This window comes from Candidatus Microbacterium colombiense, assembly GCA_029203165.1.
GTDB classification, from domain to species: domain Bacteria; phylum Actinomycetota; class Actinomycetes; order Actinomycetales; family Microbacteriaceae; genus Microbacterium; species Microbacterium colombiense.
This window is the reverse complement of sequence record CP119308.1, coordinates 376,468-392,296: the sequence shown is the minus strand read 5'-3', so window position 1 is coordinate 392,296 and position 15,829 is coordinate 376,468. Positions and strand designations below refer to the sequence as shown.

The 15,829-nt window shown below is 66.6% G+C and carries 16 protein-coding genes; 8 read left to right on the top strand and 8 right to left on the bottom strand.

The genetic code is table 11. The features are described from left to right. Positions 1–352: 352 nt before the first annotated feature. From P0Y60_02035 to P0Y60_02015, 5 genes are all read right to left on the bottom strand, one after another. Positions 353–673, bottom strand: a complete 321-nt coding sequence (locus P0Y60_02035; protein ID WEK61567.1) for a hypothetical protein — start codon at positions 671–673, stop codon at positions 353–355. Positions 674–1,692: 1,019 nt separating this feature from the next. Next, entirely contained in the window at positions 1,693–2,226 is a 534-nt protein-coding gene (locus P0Y60_02030) for a hypothetical protein (protein WEK61566.1), read from the bottom strand. 134 nt (positions 2,227–2,360) lie between these two features. After that, positions 2,361–2,837, bottom strand: coding sequence for a hypothetical protein (locus P0Y60_02025; protein ID WEK61565.1), 477 nt, complete (start codon positions 2,835–2,837; stop codon positions 2,361–2,363). Positions 2,838–2,878: 41 nt separating this feature from the next. Further along, positions 2,879–3,229 carry a hypothetical protein gene (locus tag P0Y60_02020; GenBank protein WEK61564.1) on the bottom strand — a complete coding sequence of 117 codons (351 nt, stop codon included), beginning with the start codon at positions 3,227–3,229 and terminating at the stop codon, positions 2,879–2,881. Positions 3,230–3,347: 118 nt separating this feature from the next. After that, the gene (locus P0Y60_02015; GenBank protein ID WEK61563.1) at positions 3,348–3,821 is read right to left on the bottom strand and encodes a hypothetical protein; all 474 of its coding nucleotides are present in this window, start codon (positions 3,819–3,821) and stop codon (positions 3,348–3,350) included. Between the two features lie 252 nt (positions 3,822–4,073). Between P0Y60_02015 and P0Y60_02010 the strand changes: the two genes are divergently transcribed. The 6 genes from P0Y60_02010 to P0Y60_01985 all read left to right on the top strand — a co-directional run bounded on the left by P0Y60_02010 (position 4,074) and on the right by P0Y60_01985 (position 10,915). Further along, positions 4,074–5,585, top strand: coding sequence for a mannitol dehydrogenase family protein (locus tag P0Y60_02010; GenBank protein ID WEK61562.1), 1,512 nt, complete (start codon positions 4,074–4,076; stop codon positions 5,583–5,585). Next, on the top strand, positions 5,582–6,586 hold the full coding sequence (locus tag P0Y60_02005) for an L-idonate 5-dehydrogenase (protein ID WEK61561.1): 1,005 nt from the start codon (positions 5,582–5,584) through the stop codon (positions 6,584–6,586). Before P0Y60_02010 ends, P0Y60_02005 begins: the two co-directional genes overlap by 4 nt. Positions 6,587–6,627: 41 nt before the next feature. Continuing rightward, a complete protein-coding gene (locus P0Y60_02000) occupies positions 6,628–8,022 on the top strand; it encodes an MFS transporter (protein WEK61560.1) in 1,395 nt (464 codons plus the stop codon). A 79-nt stretch (positions 8,023–8,101) separates the two neighbouring features. After that, positions 8,102–9,331 (top strand): D-galactonate dehydratase family protein, encoded by a 1,230-nt coding sequence (locus P0Y60_01995; protein ID WEK61559.1) that lies wholly within the window; start codon positions 8,102–8,104, stop codon positions 9,329–9,331. Then, positions 9,321–9,965, top strand: a complete 645-nt coding sequence (locus P0Y60_01990; GenBank protein ID WEK61558.1) for a bifunctional 4-hydroxy-2-oxoglutarate aldolase/2-dehydro-3-deoxy-phosphogluconate aldolase — start codon at positions 9,321–9,323, stop codon at positions 9,963–9,965. Before P0Y60_01995 ends, P0Y60_01990 begins: the two co-directional genes overlap by 11 nt. Then, complete coding sequence (locus P0Y60_01985; GenBank protein ID WEK61557.1) at positions 9,962–10,915, top strand: sugar kinase; 954 nt, start codon at positions 9,962–9,964, stop codon at positions 10,913–10,915. Before P0Y60_01990 ends, P0Y60_01985 begins: the two co-directional genes overlap by 4 nt. Before the next feature lie 125 nt (positions 10,916–11,040). Here the strand turns inward: P0Y60_01985 and P0Y60_01980 are convergent, their stop codons facing one another. After that, a complete protein-coding gene (locus P0Y60_01980) occupies positions 11,041–11,733 on the bottom strand; it encodes an ABC transporter ATP-binding protein (GenBank protein ID WEK61556.1) in 693 nt (230 codons plus the stop codon). Continuing rightward, on the bottom strand, positions 11,730–12,800 hold the full coding sequence (locus P0Y60_01975; GenBank protein WEK61555.1) for an ABC transporter permease: 1,071 nt from the start codon (positions 12,798–12,800) through the stop codon (positions 11,730–11,732). The genes P0Y60_01980 and P0Y60_01975 overlap by 4 nt, the downstream gene beginning before the upstream one ends. 165 nt (positions 12,801–12,965) lie before the next feature. Here P0Y60_01975 and P0Y60_01970 point away from each other — a divergent pair, with 165 nt between their 5' ends. Together P0Y60_01970 and P0Y60_01965 are read left to right on the top strand one after the other, a co-directional pair. Next, a complete protein-coding gene (locus tag P0Y60_01970; GenBank protein ID WEK61554.1) occupies positions 12,966–14,150 on the top strand; it encodes a histidine kinase in 1,185 nt (394 codons plus the stop codon). Further along, complete coding sequence (locus tag P0Y60_01965; protein ID WEK61553.1) at positions 14,147–14,773, top strand: response regulator transcription factor; 627 nt, start codon at positions 14,147–14,149, stop codon at positions 14,771–14,773. The genes P0Y60_01970 and P0Y60_01965 overlap by 4 nt, the downstream gene beginning before the upstream one ends. A gap of 21 nt (positions 14,774–14,794) precedes the next feature. On the opposite strand, the gene P0Y60_01960 is transcribed toward P0Y60_01965, so the two are convergent. After that, complete coding sequence (locus tag P0Y60_01960) at positions 14,795–15,775, bottom strand: ester cyclase (GenBank protein ID WEK61552.1); 981 nt, start codon at positions 15,773–15,775, stop codon at positions 14,795–14,797. Positions 15,776–15,829 lie beyond the last annotated feature (54 nt).

The window sequence follows — 15,829 nt, the reverse complement described above, 5'->3', positions numbered from 1 at the left end:
TCGAGGCATACACGGATATGGCCTTCGCGATTTCGTTCAACGTGTTGGCTACCGATTCGAGGTGGTAATACTGGGCCCGACGAGACATGCTCAACGCGTCAGAGACTAACTTGTGCCGTAGTTCTTGACCTTCCGCACCTTCGCTCCACGTGCAACTCCCCGCCAGGTCTGCCTGCAACCTATCCACGTCAACCAGCAACTCCCAGGCCTCGGTGGACGTCGCCCACTGCGGATCGGACAGAGGAGGTAATCGATACCCTTCCGACAAGCGATCCGCAAGGAGATCGACCTTTTCGAATCGTTCTCCGGTTCCAAAATTGCATCTGCAGCCTCACCAGAAAGTTAGCCTTGTTTACCCGATGGTATGTGCCCGCGATGTCGCTGTCGTCTCGGCCCGGTTCGCCACCACCGTGCCGATCGCGAACGCGCTCATACCCAACGGTTGACCGTAAGGGTCGTAAAGCTGCATCGCACCGTGATTCGTACCGTTGCCGGTCACGAGCATGTGCCCGAGCAGATTCGGATACTGCCACGACGGCGTCGCCCCCAACGTCACAGACACACCACCGGGCAGCGCGACCGACCGCGTCAGCGCTCCACCGATCTTCGTCGCAAACGGCACATCATCACCCGCGGCATACAGGTACGTCGTCGTAACGGCTGCGCCGAACATACTCATTCGGACCTCTAAGAGCCGCGATCTTCGAGAGTCGAGCCAAGTTCCAAACGTGCCCACGAGCTCGTCGTGGTTCGCAGTTCGATTCGGCAAGGTATGACCCCCTGCAGAAGAATCCTGTCCGGAGATGTATCGATGGATTCGAGGACAATCTCACCCATACCGGCCTCGTCATCGACGTCAAACGAATCCACTCCCCCGGCTCGGAATATCAGTTGACGTCTGACCCAACCAGTTCGTCGACTGCTTTCGCTCGCGCCGAAAATTATCCTGCGGCTCAGAAGCCTTCCCCGACTGAGATCAACGTACCCCGCAAGTGAGAGAATGCCGCACCGGAGATCGATCGTGGTGAGGTCGAATACAGGATCATCGATCTCGTCTAAGGATACTACGAACGGCGACATTGGATTACCTTAGGTAGCGGGCCGAAATTGGTGACACAAACTGCCGGTGGCAGTTAAAGAACGTGTAAAAGCGCATACTTCTGTGAGATCCTTTCACACGCGCACGCCAAGTATTTATCTGCCAATGCGACCGATTATTCCACCATTTATCGCCGTGAGGCTTCTGGTCGAAGTGAATACGAAAGCTTCGTTGTCCGACTTGGAAGGGACGCGCTGCGGTGGTGGAGCATGCGACTGTTCTGAGAATAGCCCCTGCACCGCCTCCGATCGCAGCATCCAGAACGGCGGTACCCGCGAGGCGCGGCCAACGGAATCGCTCGGAGAAACCGTTGCTGGCCGCATAGGTGGCTGCAGTACGCCAGAAACTCTCCCAATCCCACGCAGCCTTACCTGAGAGGTCGTTGCTTCCGATGGGGTCGGTGGGCCAGACGTAGTCGTTGTCTACGCCGCTCTCGAAGCTGATGCGCCTATCCGCGTCACGTACGAAAGCGGCCGTGGTTCGATCCGTTTATGGACGTTGCACGACGGCCCATGACATCGTATGCGAGAGCCAGGTCTCCTACCTTTATGGCGTTGCCCGTGACGTCGAACGCGGTGAGAACATTAGTCCGTTCACTCGGCGCGACCCGCGAGCTCGGGGAGCACCTTCAGCCCTGCAAGCGCAAAGTCCCGAAAGACACGCTCCAGCCGAGGGTCCTTCGCAACGGCCGTAAGGGTCTTTACTGCAAGCCCTTCGTTCCAGAAGTACGTCGCGTGCGCGGAGAGTATCCGCACCCCTGCGAGGGGATGATCCGTGAGAGATTCAATTTCTGCCCGACCCTCCGGCGTCTCGGCCAGCCTCCGGGCATATTTCTCCTGCTTTGCGAGCAGACGGTCAGCCGATCGCATCGACACCTTCGCCGACCATTGCTCAAGTATCGAAAGATACTCGGCCGCAATATCCGTTGCCGTCCTCTCTGGGACGCGACCGTGTCGCAACCGAAAGACTACCGCGGACGTGACGAGCACGCTCGTCAAAGCCATCGCAAAGATCTTGTACGCCCAGTCACCGGGAAGAAAGACAATCAGTGCGAACCCCAGCGCGGAGCCCCAGAGGAGTCCGCTACTCCATAGCTCAGAAAAGAATCTGCTAAAGATTGGTGTCACTCTCCATCTGTTTATGGCAAACCCGATGCGATTCCCCAGACCCCAAGCCCAACGTGCAGTTGAGACCGCTCCGTTGGCTATCACCAAACGATTGAACGAAATGACCTCCGCGCTCCACAATGAGCCTGCCCTGGTCAGGAAGTCCGATCATAGTCTCCTTTCAGCACAGCGATTCGGTGCCTCACATGTGCATCAAGCCGAGCGAGATACTTTTCTACGCCGCCTTCTCCACGCGACGGTAGCATCGAGAAGCGGAGAGCTTCGTACTCGCCGTCACTGTCCCAGTCATCGATCTCGCTTTCGATGTAAAACCCGGCCTCGTCGAGCGTGTCCCACGATCGACGAACATGCAGCAGCCGAGCGATGAGGATGGTTTCGCTCTCTCGCGCGGTCAGTTCCGCTGCGCCAACGAGGTCTTGCAACAGGTAAGGAACATAGGAGCTCTCGTCGTGAAACAGTGAGGCGATTCTCACTTCGCCAGGCTCCATTGCGCACCCCGCCACCATCCTGCTCAGTTCGATTGAAATGACGTCTTCATCGCTGAGAAGAGACCCAGCCCGCAGATGCATGAGTGCGGGAGGGGTCAGCAGATCAGGGCCGAGGGTGTCCAAGATCCAGTTCAAAATCGCAGCCTCTTCCAGGGGATCGACTTTCAGCGGCGAAAGAATCGACGAATGAGATCAGGCAGCCCCAGCGTCAGCACTGCGGTCTCATTTTCGGTCACGATTTGCAGCTCGGGCGCCCTGAGAGCGGGAGAACGAGCGAGGCTATACCGTCCTTCTACATACGCTCGAGCAACGTCGACGAGAGTATCCAAGTACATGTTGATCTCGGATGCCGATGCGTCCTCGTCGAAGCGATTCCACGAGAATCCCTGATCAGTATCCACGGCAAACCATCTCTCACCAGGAGTCTGAGCGAGCGCCCAACGTCCGTTGAGCTCGGCGCGAAAGTGGGCCCTGTCGCCACGAACCTCAATCGACTCAGCGACTTCGGGGTTCACGGCTTCTCGTCTCACGAAATGGTTCACTGCTTCGTCTGGACTCATTTCCAGCTGCCCCACATTCTCCAAGTCCGCCCCGTCGGATCATACGAGCGCCTTAGTGCCATCCTGCCCGGCCCTACACAAGCCCGACACCGATCATGATGACAACGTCCGCAACTGCGTATGTGAGGGCGTATTCGACGATCACTCGCCGGCGCTCCGGGGGCAACTTAGGAAGACGTTCTTCGAAAATCTCGGGATCTGTCGACGAGTGTTGACCGCTGATGTCGTCGTGGCTCTCAACAGGCTCGCGTTGACGTCCGACTTGGACGCGGCCGATCACCAGTCGAACCGCCGCGGTCAACGCCAGAGCGACGCCAATTCCGACAACCAAGACTCCGGGGATCCTCCAGCCATCGCCCGGAAGGCACTTCTCCGCCCACCCCAGCAGCCAACCACCGCTGACAAGCAAAGCCGCCACTCCGGCGACCCCCGCGACCCACAGAGGCGTCGCGTTCGCAAAGCTCCTCCTGAGCCCGCTGTCGTCTCGGTAGACGGCGCGCGTAAGCAGTATCAACCATGAGTTGAGCACGGTTGCCGCGATCCCCATCCCGAAGCCTAGAAGGTACGAAAACCCCGAGGGAATACAACTCGAATCCACAATCACATCACCTGGAGAAGACAGTACCTTCCACGTGACCACCAACACCGAACGCAGCAGGAGCACTGCCCGTGGAGCGAACTCTGTGGACCCGCCGTGAAACGGGTTGACAAGTTTGTACAACTCATACACACTTCTTTACATGACGATCATCGCCGATCACCCCCAGTGGTGCGCCGAAGCCCGTGAGGGGAACACCCCATGAGCATTCAGGCCACGCTCGGCCGCGCGTCGTCCGGCACGACCACCCCTCTCGCCGCCCCCTCGTCCGCCGGCATCCTGCACCTGGGCCTCGGCAGCTTCCACCGCGCCCACCAGGCGGTGTACACCGCCGCCGCCCTGCAGAGCAGCGGTGGCGACTGGGGCATCATCGGCGTCGCCTCGCGCTCTCGCACCGTCGTCGACGCCCTGCATGCGCAGGACCTGCTCTACTCGGTCGCCACGATCTCGCCCGTCGGCACGTCGCTCATCATCCCCGGCGTGCACACCGACGCATTCGTCGGCGCCGCCCAGCCCGAGCGTGTCGTCGCGCACCTCGCCGATCCGGCGATCCGCATCGTGACCCTCACGGTGACCGAGAACGGCTACAGCTACTCGGCGGCGACCCAGCACCTCGACCTCGACGATGCGCTCATCCAGGCTGATCTGCGCGGGGGCGCACCGCTCACCACGATCGGACAGCTCGCCCGCGGGCTGCAGGCGCGCGCCGCGACCGGTGGCGCTCCTCTCTCCGTGCTCAGCTGCGACAATCTCTCCGCGAACGGCGCCCACACCGAGAAGCTCGTGCGCGAGTTCCTGCACGCGCTCCCGCAGAACGAGGGTGCCGAGACGCTGGCCTTCCTCGACCAGTCCGTGACCTTCCCCTCGAGCATGGTGGACCGCATCGTGCCGTCGACCACCCCACAGATGCGCGAGCAGGTCAGCGCCCTCCTGGGTGTGCGCGACGAGGTGCCCGTACCCGCCGAGCCGTTCACGATGTGGGCGATCGAAGACCGCTTCGCCGGCGGTCGCCCCGCATGGGAAGCGGGCGGTGCGGTGTTCACGAACGAGGTCGGCCGCTACGAGCAGATGAAGGTGCGACTGCTCAACGGCACCCACTCCCTCATCGCCTACCTGGGTGCCCTGCGCGGTGTCGCGACGATCCCCGAGGCCATCCGACTCGACGAGATCGAGGATGCCGCACGCACCATCCTGCGCGGAGAATACGAGCCCTCGGTCGACGTGCCCTCCGGCGTCGACATCCGCGACTACGAGACCCAGCTGTTCGAGCGCTGGGGCAACACCGCGCTCGGCCACCGCACGAGCCAGGTCGGCACCGACGGTTCCGTCAAGCTGCGCCAGCGCATCCCCGAGCCCGCGATGCTCGCTCTGCGTGGCGGCGAGATGCCGCACCTGATCGCGCTGACCGTCGCCGGTTACCTGTCGTGCATCGCCCCGCTGCCCGGATTCGATCCCGGACTGCACGCCGCCGCGATGACGGATGCCGCCCGCGAGCGCCTCGCCGGATTCGCCGCGACCGCGCGCGACGGCCACCAGCTGGCCGAGCGTGTGATCGCCGAGCTGCAACTGTTCGGTGATGAACTCGCAGGACAGGACACGTTCATCGCCCGCGTCGGCGAGCTCGTCGACACGATCCAGCGCCGCGGCGTCGACGCTGCCATCTCCGACGCGGTCTCGGCGTCGCACATCATCACGAAGGAGGGACGGCCATGAAGGCTCTCGCCATCCACGGCAAGGAAGACATCCGCTGGGAGGACCGCGAGGTCCCCACCCCCGCTGACGGCGAGGTGCGCCTGCGGGTGAACTTCGTCGGCATCTGCGGCTCCGACCTGCACTACTACTTCCACGGCGCCAACGGCGAGTACACGATCCGCGAGCCCCTGACCCCCGGTCACGAGCTCTCCGGCGTCGTCGACCTCGACCCGTCCGGCCGCCTGGCGCCCGGCACCCCCGTCACGGTGCACCCCGCCCGGTACGGCCCCTCGGTCGCCGGTCTCGAGGAGCACCCGCACCTGCGCCCCGGCGGCGACTATTTCGGCAGCGCCGCGGCGAACCCCCACCGCCAGGGCGGCGCCTCTGAGCTGCTGATCGTCGAAGACCACATGGTGCGTGTGCTGCCCGCCTCGCTGCCGCTCGAGCGCGCCGCGCTGGCCGAGCCCCTCGCCGTGGCGATCCACGCCGTGGGCCTCGCCGGAGACATCACCGGCAAGCGCGTTCTCGTCGTCGGCGCCGGACCCATCGGCCTGCTCGTCGTCGCGGCCGCCCTGCATGCGGGCGCCGGTGTCGTCGGTGCCAGCGACGTGCGGCCCGAGCCCCTCGACCGCGCGACGGCGCTGGGCGCGACCGAGGTCTCGCTCGTCGGGCGCGACACCATCGAGAACGAGTCGTACGACGTCGTCTTCGAGTGCTCGGGCGTCGGCGTCGCGCTCACCCAGGCCGTCCGCGCGGTCCGTCGTGCCGGCACCGTGGTGCAGGTCGGCATGCTGCCCAACGCCGACATCGGAGTGAACCTCGCGCCGATGCTCGCGAAGGAGCTCACCATCCGCGGCGCCTTCCGCTTCTCGACCGAGATCGACGATGCCGTCGCGATGCTCGCCGAGTCCGACGCACTCGACCCCGTCGTCTCTCACGTCCTCCCGGCATCCGACGCCGTCCAGGCCTTCGAGCTCGCTCGCGACTCGTCCGCCTCGGCGAAGGTCCTGCTCTCCCTCTAGCGCTACCCCCACCCTGTTCCTGGTCCGAAGGAGTACCTCCCATGTCAGAACCGCAGACGACGGCACAGGCCGTCGACGACCCCACCGCGAAGAGGTCCGTCAAGGATCTGGTCCGCGCCGCCATCTCCGGGTGGCTCGGCACGGCGCTGGAGTTCATGGACTACCAGCTCTACTCACTGGCTGCCGCGCTCGTCTTCGCCGATCTGTTCTTCTCCTCGGAGAACCCCGCCGTGGCGGTCGTCGCCGCGATGGCGACCTACGGCGTCGGCTACGTCGCCCGCCCGGTCGGCGCATTCTTCTTCGCACGGCTCGGCGACAAGACCGGCCGCACGAAGGTGCTGTTCTACACGATCCTCCTGATGGGTCTCGCCACCACCCTCATCGGCTTCCTGCCGACGTACAACCAGGTGGGCGTGCTCGCGCCGATCCTGCTCGTGCTCCTGCGTATCGCTCAGGGCTTCGGAGCGGGTGCGGAGATCTCGGGCGCCGGCGTCATGCTCGCCGAGTACGCACCGGCGAAGCGCCGCGGCATCATCGCCTCGCTCGTCGCGCTCGGCACCAACTGCGGAACCCTGCTGGCTTCCGGCATCTGGGCGATCCTGCTCGTCGCCTACAGCGAGCAGGAAGTCATCGACTGGGCCTGGCGCATCCCGTTCATCGGCAGCGCGATCATCATGCTCTTCGCGATCTGGGTGCGCTTCAACCTCAAGGAGACCCCGGTCTTCGAGGAGCGCGAGGATGTCGTCGACGGCAAGGCGCTCTCTCGCGAGGAGACGATCCAGCTCGCCACCGAGACCGGTGACGTGCGCACGCTCGAGGCGATGAACCGCAAGCCCTGGAAGGCGTTCTCGATCGCCCTGCTGCTGCGCTTCGGCCAGGCCGGCAACTCCGGCATGATCCAGACCTACCTGATCAGCTACATCACCGTCGTGCTGCTGCTCGACCGCTCGATCGGCGTCAACGCCGTGATCGTGTCGTCGCTCGTCGCCTTCATCACCGTGCCGCTCTCCGGCTGGCTCGGCGACAAGTTCGGCCGCAAGCGCATGTACATGATCTGGGCGGTCATCGCGCTCATCGTCATCATCCCGACGATGCTCATGATCAGCAGCGGTGTCACCCTTCAGGTCTTCATCGGCTACGTCGTGCTGCACAACCTCGCCGTGATGAGCTTCGCGTCGCTCGAGAACCTCACGCTGCCCGAGCTCTTCGGCGCCCGCAACCGCTACACGTTCACGGCCATGGCCCGCGAGATCGCGGCCATCGTCGCGACCGGTGCGGGTCCCGTCATCGCCGCCGCCTGGGTCTCGGCCGTCACCGGCTCGTTCATCCCGATCATCATCATGCTCTTCATCTTCACGCTGAGCGCACTGATCGCGTCGATCTGGATGCCGGAGGTCGCCGGTCGCGATCTCACCGACCCGCGCGACGCGATCTGACCGGACCGACACCCACTCGGGGTGCGGACGCCCGAACGTCCGCACCCCACACCTCGACCCGCACCACCAGGAGAACGCCATGACCATCGAGCTCGTCGACGTCAACATCACCAGCCCCGGCCGCAACTTCGTGACGCTGAAGATCACGACCTCCGACGGCATCACGGGTCTCGGTGACGCCACCCTGAACGGCCGCGAGCTCGCGGTCGCCTCCTACCTCGCCGACCACGTCGCCTCGATGCTCATCGGACGCGACGAGGACCGGATCGAAGACACCTGGCAGTACCTCTACCGCGGACCGTACTGGCGCCGCGGCCCCGTCACGATGGCCGCGATCGCCGCGGTCGACATGGCGCTGTGGGACATCAAGGCCAAAAAGGCCGGGATGCCGCTGTACCAGCTGCTCGGCGGCGCGAGCCGCGAGGGCGTGCGGGTCTACGCCCACGCCTCCGGCACGGACTACGCCGCGCTCAAGAACGCGATCACCGGCTACGAGGAGCTCGGCTACACAGCCGTGCGCGTGCAGACCGGCGTTCCCGGCCTCGGCCAGATCTACGGCGTCTCGGCCTCAGGCCCCGGTGTGCGCTACGACTACGAGCCCGCCAAGCGCGCGGCCGACGGACGCCCGAGCGAGGAGCGCTGGGACACCCGCCAGTACCTCAACCACATGCCCGGGGTGTTCGCCCAGATCCGCGAGGACTTCGGCACCGACCTGCGCATCCTGCACGACGGCCACCACCGCATGTCGCCGATCGAGGCCGCCCGCTTCGCGAAGGACATCGAGCCCTACGACCTGTTCTGGCTCGAGGACTGCACGCCCGGTGAGGACCAGTCCGCGCTGCGGCTCGTGCGTCAGCACTCCACCACGCCGCTCGCGATCGGCGAGGTGTTCAACTCGGTCTACGACTACCAGACCCTCATCACCGAGCGCCTGATCGACTACGTGCGCTCGGCCGTCACCCACACCGGTGGCATCACGGCGATGAAGAAGCTGCTCGACTTCGCGGCGATCTACGGCATCAAGTCGGGTATCCACGGCCCCACCGACATCTCGCCGGTCGGCATGGCCGCGGCCCTGCACCTCGACCTCGCGATCCACAACTTCGGCATCCAGGAGTACATGCCCCACAACGAGCAGACGCTCGAGGTGTTCCAGACCTCGTTCACGTTCGACAAGGGCTTCCTGCACCCGGGCGACAAGCCGGGACTGGGTGTCGAACTCGACGAGACCGCCGCGGCCGGATACGACTACACGAAGGCGTACCTGCCCGTGAACCGCCTGCTCGACGGGACCGTCCATGACTGGTGAGAACGCCCGCGTCGCCCTGCCGGCACGCACGGTCGGGTCGCGACTGATCGTCGTGGCACGGGCGCAGCACGCCGAGGACTACGACGCCGTGCTCGACGTGCTGGTGGATGCCGGCATCCGCAGCATCGAGCTGACGCTCACGACGCCCGGCACCTTCGACCGGTTCACCGCGCTGCGCGACCGGTATGACACGGTGGCCGACCTGGGTGTCGGCACCGTCACGAACAGTACGGACATCGGCCGCGCGGTCGACGCCGGAGCCCGCTACCTCGTCACCCCGATCACCTCGACCGCGTTCGTGCAGCAGGCGACGGATGCCGGTGTGCCGATCGTTCCCGGTGGACTCACCCCGACCGAGCTGTTCGCATCCTGGTCGGCCGGCGCATCCGCCGTGAAGGTGTTCCCCGCAGGTCAGGTCGGCCCGGGGTACCTGAAGGACCTGCGCGGACCGTTCCCCGATCTCGTCGCCGTGCCCTCGGGTGGCATCGACCTCGCGGGTGCCGCCGCCTGGCTGGATGCCGGCGCGGTCGCCGTGAGCGTGGGTGGGCCGCTGCTGGGCGATGCGTTCGCGGGCGGCGACCTGGTGGCGCTGCGCGATCGCGCGCAGGCGTTCGTCGAGGTCTGCGCCCGGTGAGCGCGGCGTCGGTCGTCACGCTCGGCGAGACCATGGCGCTCGTGCGCACGACCGAGATCGGCTCGCTGCAGCACGCCCACGGACTCGCGCTGGGCGTCGGCGGTGCCGAGAGCAACGTCGCGATCGGCCTGGCCAGACTCGGTGCGGCCGTGTCATGGCTGGGCCGCGTCGGCGACGACTCGCTGGGCGAACGCGTGCGGCGGGAGATCCGCGGCGAGGGTGTGGTCGTGCACGCCATCGTCGATGACGGCGCTCCGACCGGGCTCATGGTCAAGGAGCGGCCGTCTGCGGCATCCACTGCGGTGATGTACTACCGCGCGGGCTCGGCGGGATCCCGCGTCGCGGCCCATGACCTGCCCGAGGGGTGGGTGGAGCGCGCATCGCTGCTGCACGTCACCGGCATCACGCCGCTGCTGTCGGCGACGGCTCGCGCGGCGGTGCTCTCGGCAGTCGACCGCGCACGGGCCGCCGGGGTCACGGTGAGCTTCGACATCAACTACCGGTCGGCGTTGGCCACTCCGGCCGCCGCCGGTCCCGTGCTGCGGGAGATCGCCGAGCGCGCCGACATCGTGTTCGGCGGCGATGACGAGTTCGCGATCCTGTACCCCGAGACGTCGCCGGCCGACGCCGCCGCCCTGCTGCGGGATGCCGGGTGTGCGACGACCGTCGTGAAGCAGGGGCCGGACGGCGCGACCGTGTACGCATCCGGCGTCGTGACGGCATCCCCCGGCTTCGTCATCGACCCGATCGACACGGTCGGGGCGGGCGATGCCTTCGTCGCCGGGTACCTGAGTGCGCTGCTCGAGGGCTTCGATGTCGCGTCGACCCTGCGCCGCGCCAATGCGACCGGGGCCATGGCCTGCCTCACCCCCGGCGACTGGGAGGCCGCGCCCACGCGCCGCGACCTCGAGCGCTTCCTCGCCGGCGACGCGGACCCCGTCCGGCGCTGAGGTTCAGGTCACGGGCGTCCTCGCCGGGCATCATGCAGGGAGAAGTACCGGATGCAGGGAGCATCCGCCGAGAACCCCCTGCATCACGAAGTTCTCCCTGCACCATGCGGATGCCGAGCGCCGGGTCACGCCGCGACCGGAGCCTCCACGAACCGGCCGTCGACGAGATGGACGACCCCGTGCATGCGCGGCAGGTGCACCAGGTCGTGGGTCACGAGCAGCGTCGAGGTGTTCCGCTCGTCGGTGAGGCGCAGGATGAGGTCGATGATGCGCGCTCCCCGTTCCTGGTCGAGGGCGCTCGTCGGCTCGTCGACCAGCAGCACACTCGGGTCGTTCATCAGCGCTCGGGCGATGTTCACCCGCTGACGCTGCCCACCGGACAGTTGGTGCGGTCGCTTGTCACCGTGGTCGGCGAGTCCGACCGCATCCAGCAGCGCATCCGCACGGGTCACGGTCTCACCACGTCGGCGACGACTGCCGGCGGCGCCGAGCTCGTTCATGACCGTGAGCTGCTCACGGGCCGTGAGCGCGGGGATCAGGTTCGACTGCTGGAACACGATCCCGATGCTCTCGCGGCGCAGTTCCGTCGCGTCGCGAGCGCTCAGCTCCGTGGCATCGATGTCGTCGATGAAGACCTGGCCGCTATCGGGACGGATCAGTGTGGCCGCCACGGCGAGGAGGCTCGACTTGCCCGACCCGCTGGGCCCCGTGATGCCCGTGACGGTTCCCGGGTGAGCGGTGAGCGAGACACCGTCGACCGCGGTGACGCGGCTGTCGCCGTCGGGGAATGTGAGGGTGATGTCGTTCAGGCGGATCATCGGTTGCTCCCGAGGGCGGTGAGGGGGTCAGCGGAGGTGACGGAACGGAGCGCGAATGCGGCTCCGGCAAGGCCGAGGATGATCATGATCGCACCGGGGAGCACGGTCGTGATCGGACTGAGGAGGAAAGGCAGCGCGGTGCCGGCGAGCGTGCCGAGTATGACCACGACGCCCAACCCGATCCCGATCCCCGCCAGCAGCACGATCAGTGCCTGACCGAGGGCGTCGCGCACCAGCGACGGTGTGCTCGCACCGAGCGCCTTGAGCACGGCGATGTCGCCCTTGCGCTGCATGGTCCAGACCGTGAAGAACGCGCCGATCACGAGTCCGGAGATCCCGAACAGCATCCCGACCATCAGCAGCAGCGAGCCGATCTCGGACCGGAACGCGCTCAGCGCCAGGAGCGACCCCAGCGTGGACTCCGAGACCGTGCCGTTCGCCACGTCGGCAGCATCCCACTCCGGGCTCCCGGTCACGGCGAGCACGGTCGCGTACGCATCGGGATTGCCCGTGGATGCCGAGTAGTCCTGCCAGTCGTGGAGCGTCATCTGCACGACAGGAGTGTGGCTGTACCAGCCGTCGCCGCCGATCGTCTCGACCGTGTAGGCGGAACCCCCGATCGTGACGTCTTCTCCGATCTTCACGCCGAGCGCATCGGCAGCGGGATCGGACAGGCCGAGCCGCCCGTCGACCGCGGGGGCGGTCGCGTCGAACCCCGGCTCCACGCCGAACACGGCGATCGCCGCGCGGACTTCTCCCGCCTCACCGCGGGTCTGGCTGATCCCGACCGGCCGGGCGCTCGCGACCCCGGCCGTCGCCGCCCAGTCCGTCGCCTGCTGCTCGGTGATGGCGGAGTCGGCGAAACTGGGGGATGTCTCGCCCGTTCCAGGCGCGGAGAACACGATCCGATCGGCCGGCAGGCCGACGACGGCCGAGATGTTCTGCGTCGCCAGACCGCCCGTCAGACCGCTGAGGAAGCCGACAAGAACGGTGATGAGCGCGACGACGGCGCCGATCAGGAGGAATCGACCTCTGGCGAAGCGCAGCTCACGGAGTGCGACGAACATGGTGTGTGCCTTTCCTGCCGCCGAACGCGACGACCCTTCCACTCTCCTGCGCCGCCGGGGATCGGTCATCGGCCGCCGGAACACTGTTTCCCACCCGAGGTGTGCACCGGCAGATCCTCCTTTCAGACGATGACCGGAGTCGGGCCGCGGCGTAGAGTTCAGCCCATGCCACACACCGCACTGACCCCGGTCTTCGTGGGTCTGCGCACCGGCCTGCACGTGCTCTTCGTCGCCCTCGCAGGTCTCGTCGTCGTCCGAGCCCTGGTCGCCCCGACCGATGCGAGCATCGCCGTGATCGCCGTCACGATCGCGCTCGTCGTGACGTACGCCTTCGGCGCGGTGCTGACCCGCACCACCCGCGCCCGGGGCGTCTCGCCGCTGGCGTGGTTGGCGGTTCTGACGATCGAATGGGCCGTGCTGCTGTGGATGATCCCGGATGCCGCCTACCTCGTGTTCCCGCTGTTCTTCCTCTACCTCCACCTGCTCGGGCGCTGGTGGGGGTCGGCGGCGATCCTGGTCTCGACGATCATCGCGATCTGCGCGCTCGGCATCCACAGCGGATGGACCGTCGGCGGAGTCGTCGGCCCTCTCGTCGGCGCGGGGGTCGCGTTGCTGATCGGCCTCGGTTATCAAGCACTCGCCCGCGAGGCCGAACAGCGCGAAGCGCTCGTGGCCGAACTCCTCGCGACGCGGGGTCAGCTCGCGGCGACGGAGCACGAATCGGGGGTGCTCGCCGAACGCGCCCGGCTCGCTCGCGAGATCCACGACACGCTCGCACAGGGCCTCTCCAGCATCCAGATACTCCTGCACGCCGCGGAACGCGCCGACCCTGGGCGCCCGGGCATCGAACACATCCGCCTCGCCCGCGAGACGGCCGCGGCGAACCTCGTCGAAGCACGACGTTTCATCCGCGAGCTCACCCCGCCACAACTCGACGACCAGACCCTCGGCGGAGCACTCCGCCGTCTCGCCGGCACCCAGTGGGCGAGTCGAGGACTCGACGTACAGGTGCGCGTCTCCGACACGGTCACGCTGCCGATGCATCTGCAGACGGCGCTGCTCCGCATCGCCCAGGGTGCGATCGCGAACGTGATCCAGCATGCGCAGGCCACGACGGCGACCATCACCATCGCGATCGATGCGGACCGGTTGCATTTCACGGTCACCGACGACGGAACCGGATTCGACCCGGTGCTGACGTCGAAGGATGCCGCGGAGAAGTCGGACTCGTTCGGTCTGCAGGCCACGGCCGAGCGTGTGCAGCAGCTCGGCGGCACGCTCACGATCGATTCGCCGCCCGGCCGGGGAACGACCCTGGCCGTCGATCTCCGGGTGACGGAGCTCGCATGATCCGGCTCGTGATCGCCGACGACCACCCCATCGTGCGCGCGGGGCTCAGCGCACTGTTCAGTCTGGAGCCGGACGTCGAGATCGTCGCCGAGGCGGGCGCCCCGGATGAAGTCGTCGAACTCGCCGAGCGGTTGAGCCCCGACGTCGTGCTCATGGACCTGCAGTTCGGCGCGAACACGACCAGCACCGGCGCCGACGCCACCCGGTGCATCCGCGCACTCGATGCCGCCCCGTACGTGCTCGTGCTCACGAACTACGACTCGGATGCCGACATCCTCAGCGCTGTCGAGGCCGGCGCCAGTGGTTACCTTCTGAAAGACGCTCCTCCGCACGAACTCATCGCCGCGGTCCGCGCGGCCGCTGCAGGAGAGAGCGCGCTCGCTCCGGTGATCGCCTCACGGCTCCTCGACCGCATGCGCGCGCCGCAGATCAGTCTGAGCAGCCGCGAGATCGAGGTCCTCGAGCTCGTGGCCGCCGGCAGCTCCAACACCGACGTCGCGAACGAACTCTTCATCAGCGAGACGACCGTGAAGTCGCACCTCGCGCACATCTTCTCGAAGCTCGACGTCATTTCTCGTACGGCGGCCGTCTCCGCTGCCCGCCGACGCGGCATCCTCCGGTAACTCGCGGGCGCACTGCCGCCCTCAGTAGATGTTCGAGGGGCCGACCGGCTCGTCGCCGCGCATGCTCGCGATCTGCGTGCGCAGGGCGATGTCGTCCCACAGTCGCACCTCTTTCACGATGCGGCCCTGGTGCAGCGTGAACTGCGAGATGCCGAGCAGGTCGATCGGCTTGCCGGTGAGCGGTCCGTAGTTCGGGACGCCGGTGTAGTCGCCCACGAACTTCCATGTCACCGCGACCCGCAGCCCGGCATAGCGCACGTCGTCGTTCACCTGCACGTCACGCACCTCGAACTGTCCGGCCGGGAACGACTCGAGCAGCGAGAGCAGGGCGCGGCGATACCCCTCCGGTCGGATGATGTGCCGGTTGCCCACCGTGATCAGCGTGAGGTCGCGGTGGAAGTACTGCTCGACCAGGCTCAGGTCGCGCTCGTTCCACACCGTGCGGATCAGATCGAGCACGGTCTGCACCTCGGTGCGGTGGTCATCGGGACGCGGCCCGGAGTCGCCGGCGGCGATAGGGTCGGTCGGCGCGGCATCGGCCCAACTCGCGACGTATCCGCGGAAGAGGTGCTCACGCGCCAGCTCGTCGGGGTCGAGACCGTCCTGCAGCGCCTCGGCGAGCGTGTCGCGTACGACCCACTCCTCGACCATGCGTCCGCGGCGATACAGGCAGTTCGCGATGGTGCGGCTCCACCGCGGCGACAGCAGGTCGCCGACCACCACGAGGTGCGAGCTGAGGAAGGCGTCGTCGCCGCGCTGCTCCCAGATGATGTCTTCGGTCTGGCTCACGCGATCGGGTGCTTCGGCGATGCGCATCAGCGTGCCCTCCAGCACTTCGTCGCGCGTCGTCGCGGTGCCGAAGCCGCCGTGCACGATCGAATCCGGCTCGTAGTTCTCGCGGATGAAGCTGATCGAACGGTCGACCCAGATGAGATCGGTGACCTCGCGGATGAAGTCGTCGGGGTCGGTGTACGGCTGGTGGGCGGCGGGGTCGAGGGTCACGCGGTGCTCCTGGATGAGGGGTGGGATGTCGAGTGGTGGGATGTCGAGGGGTGG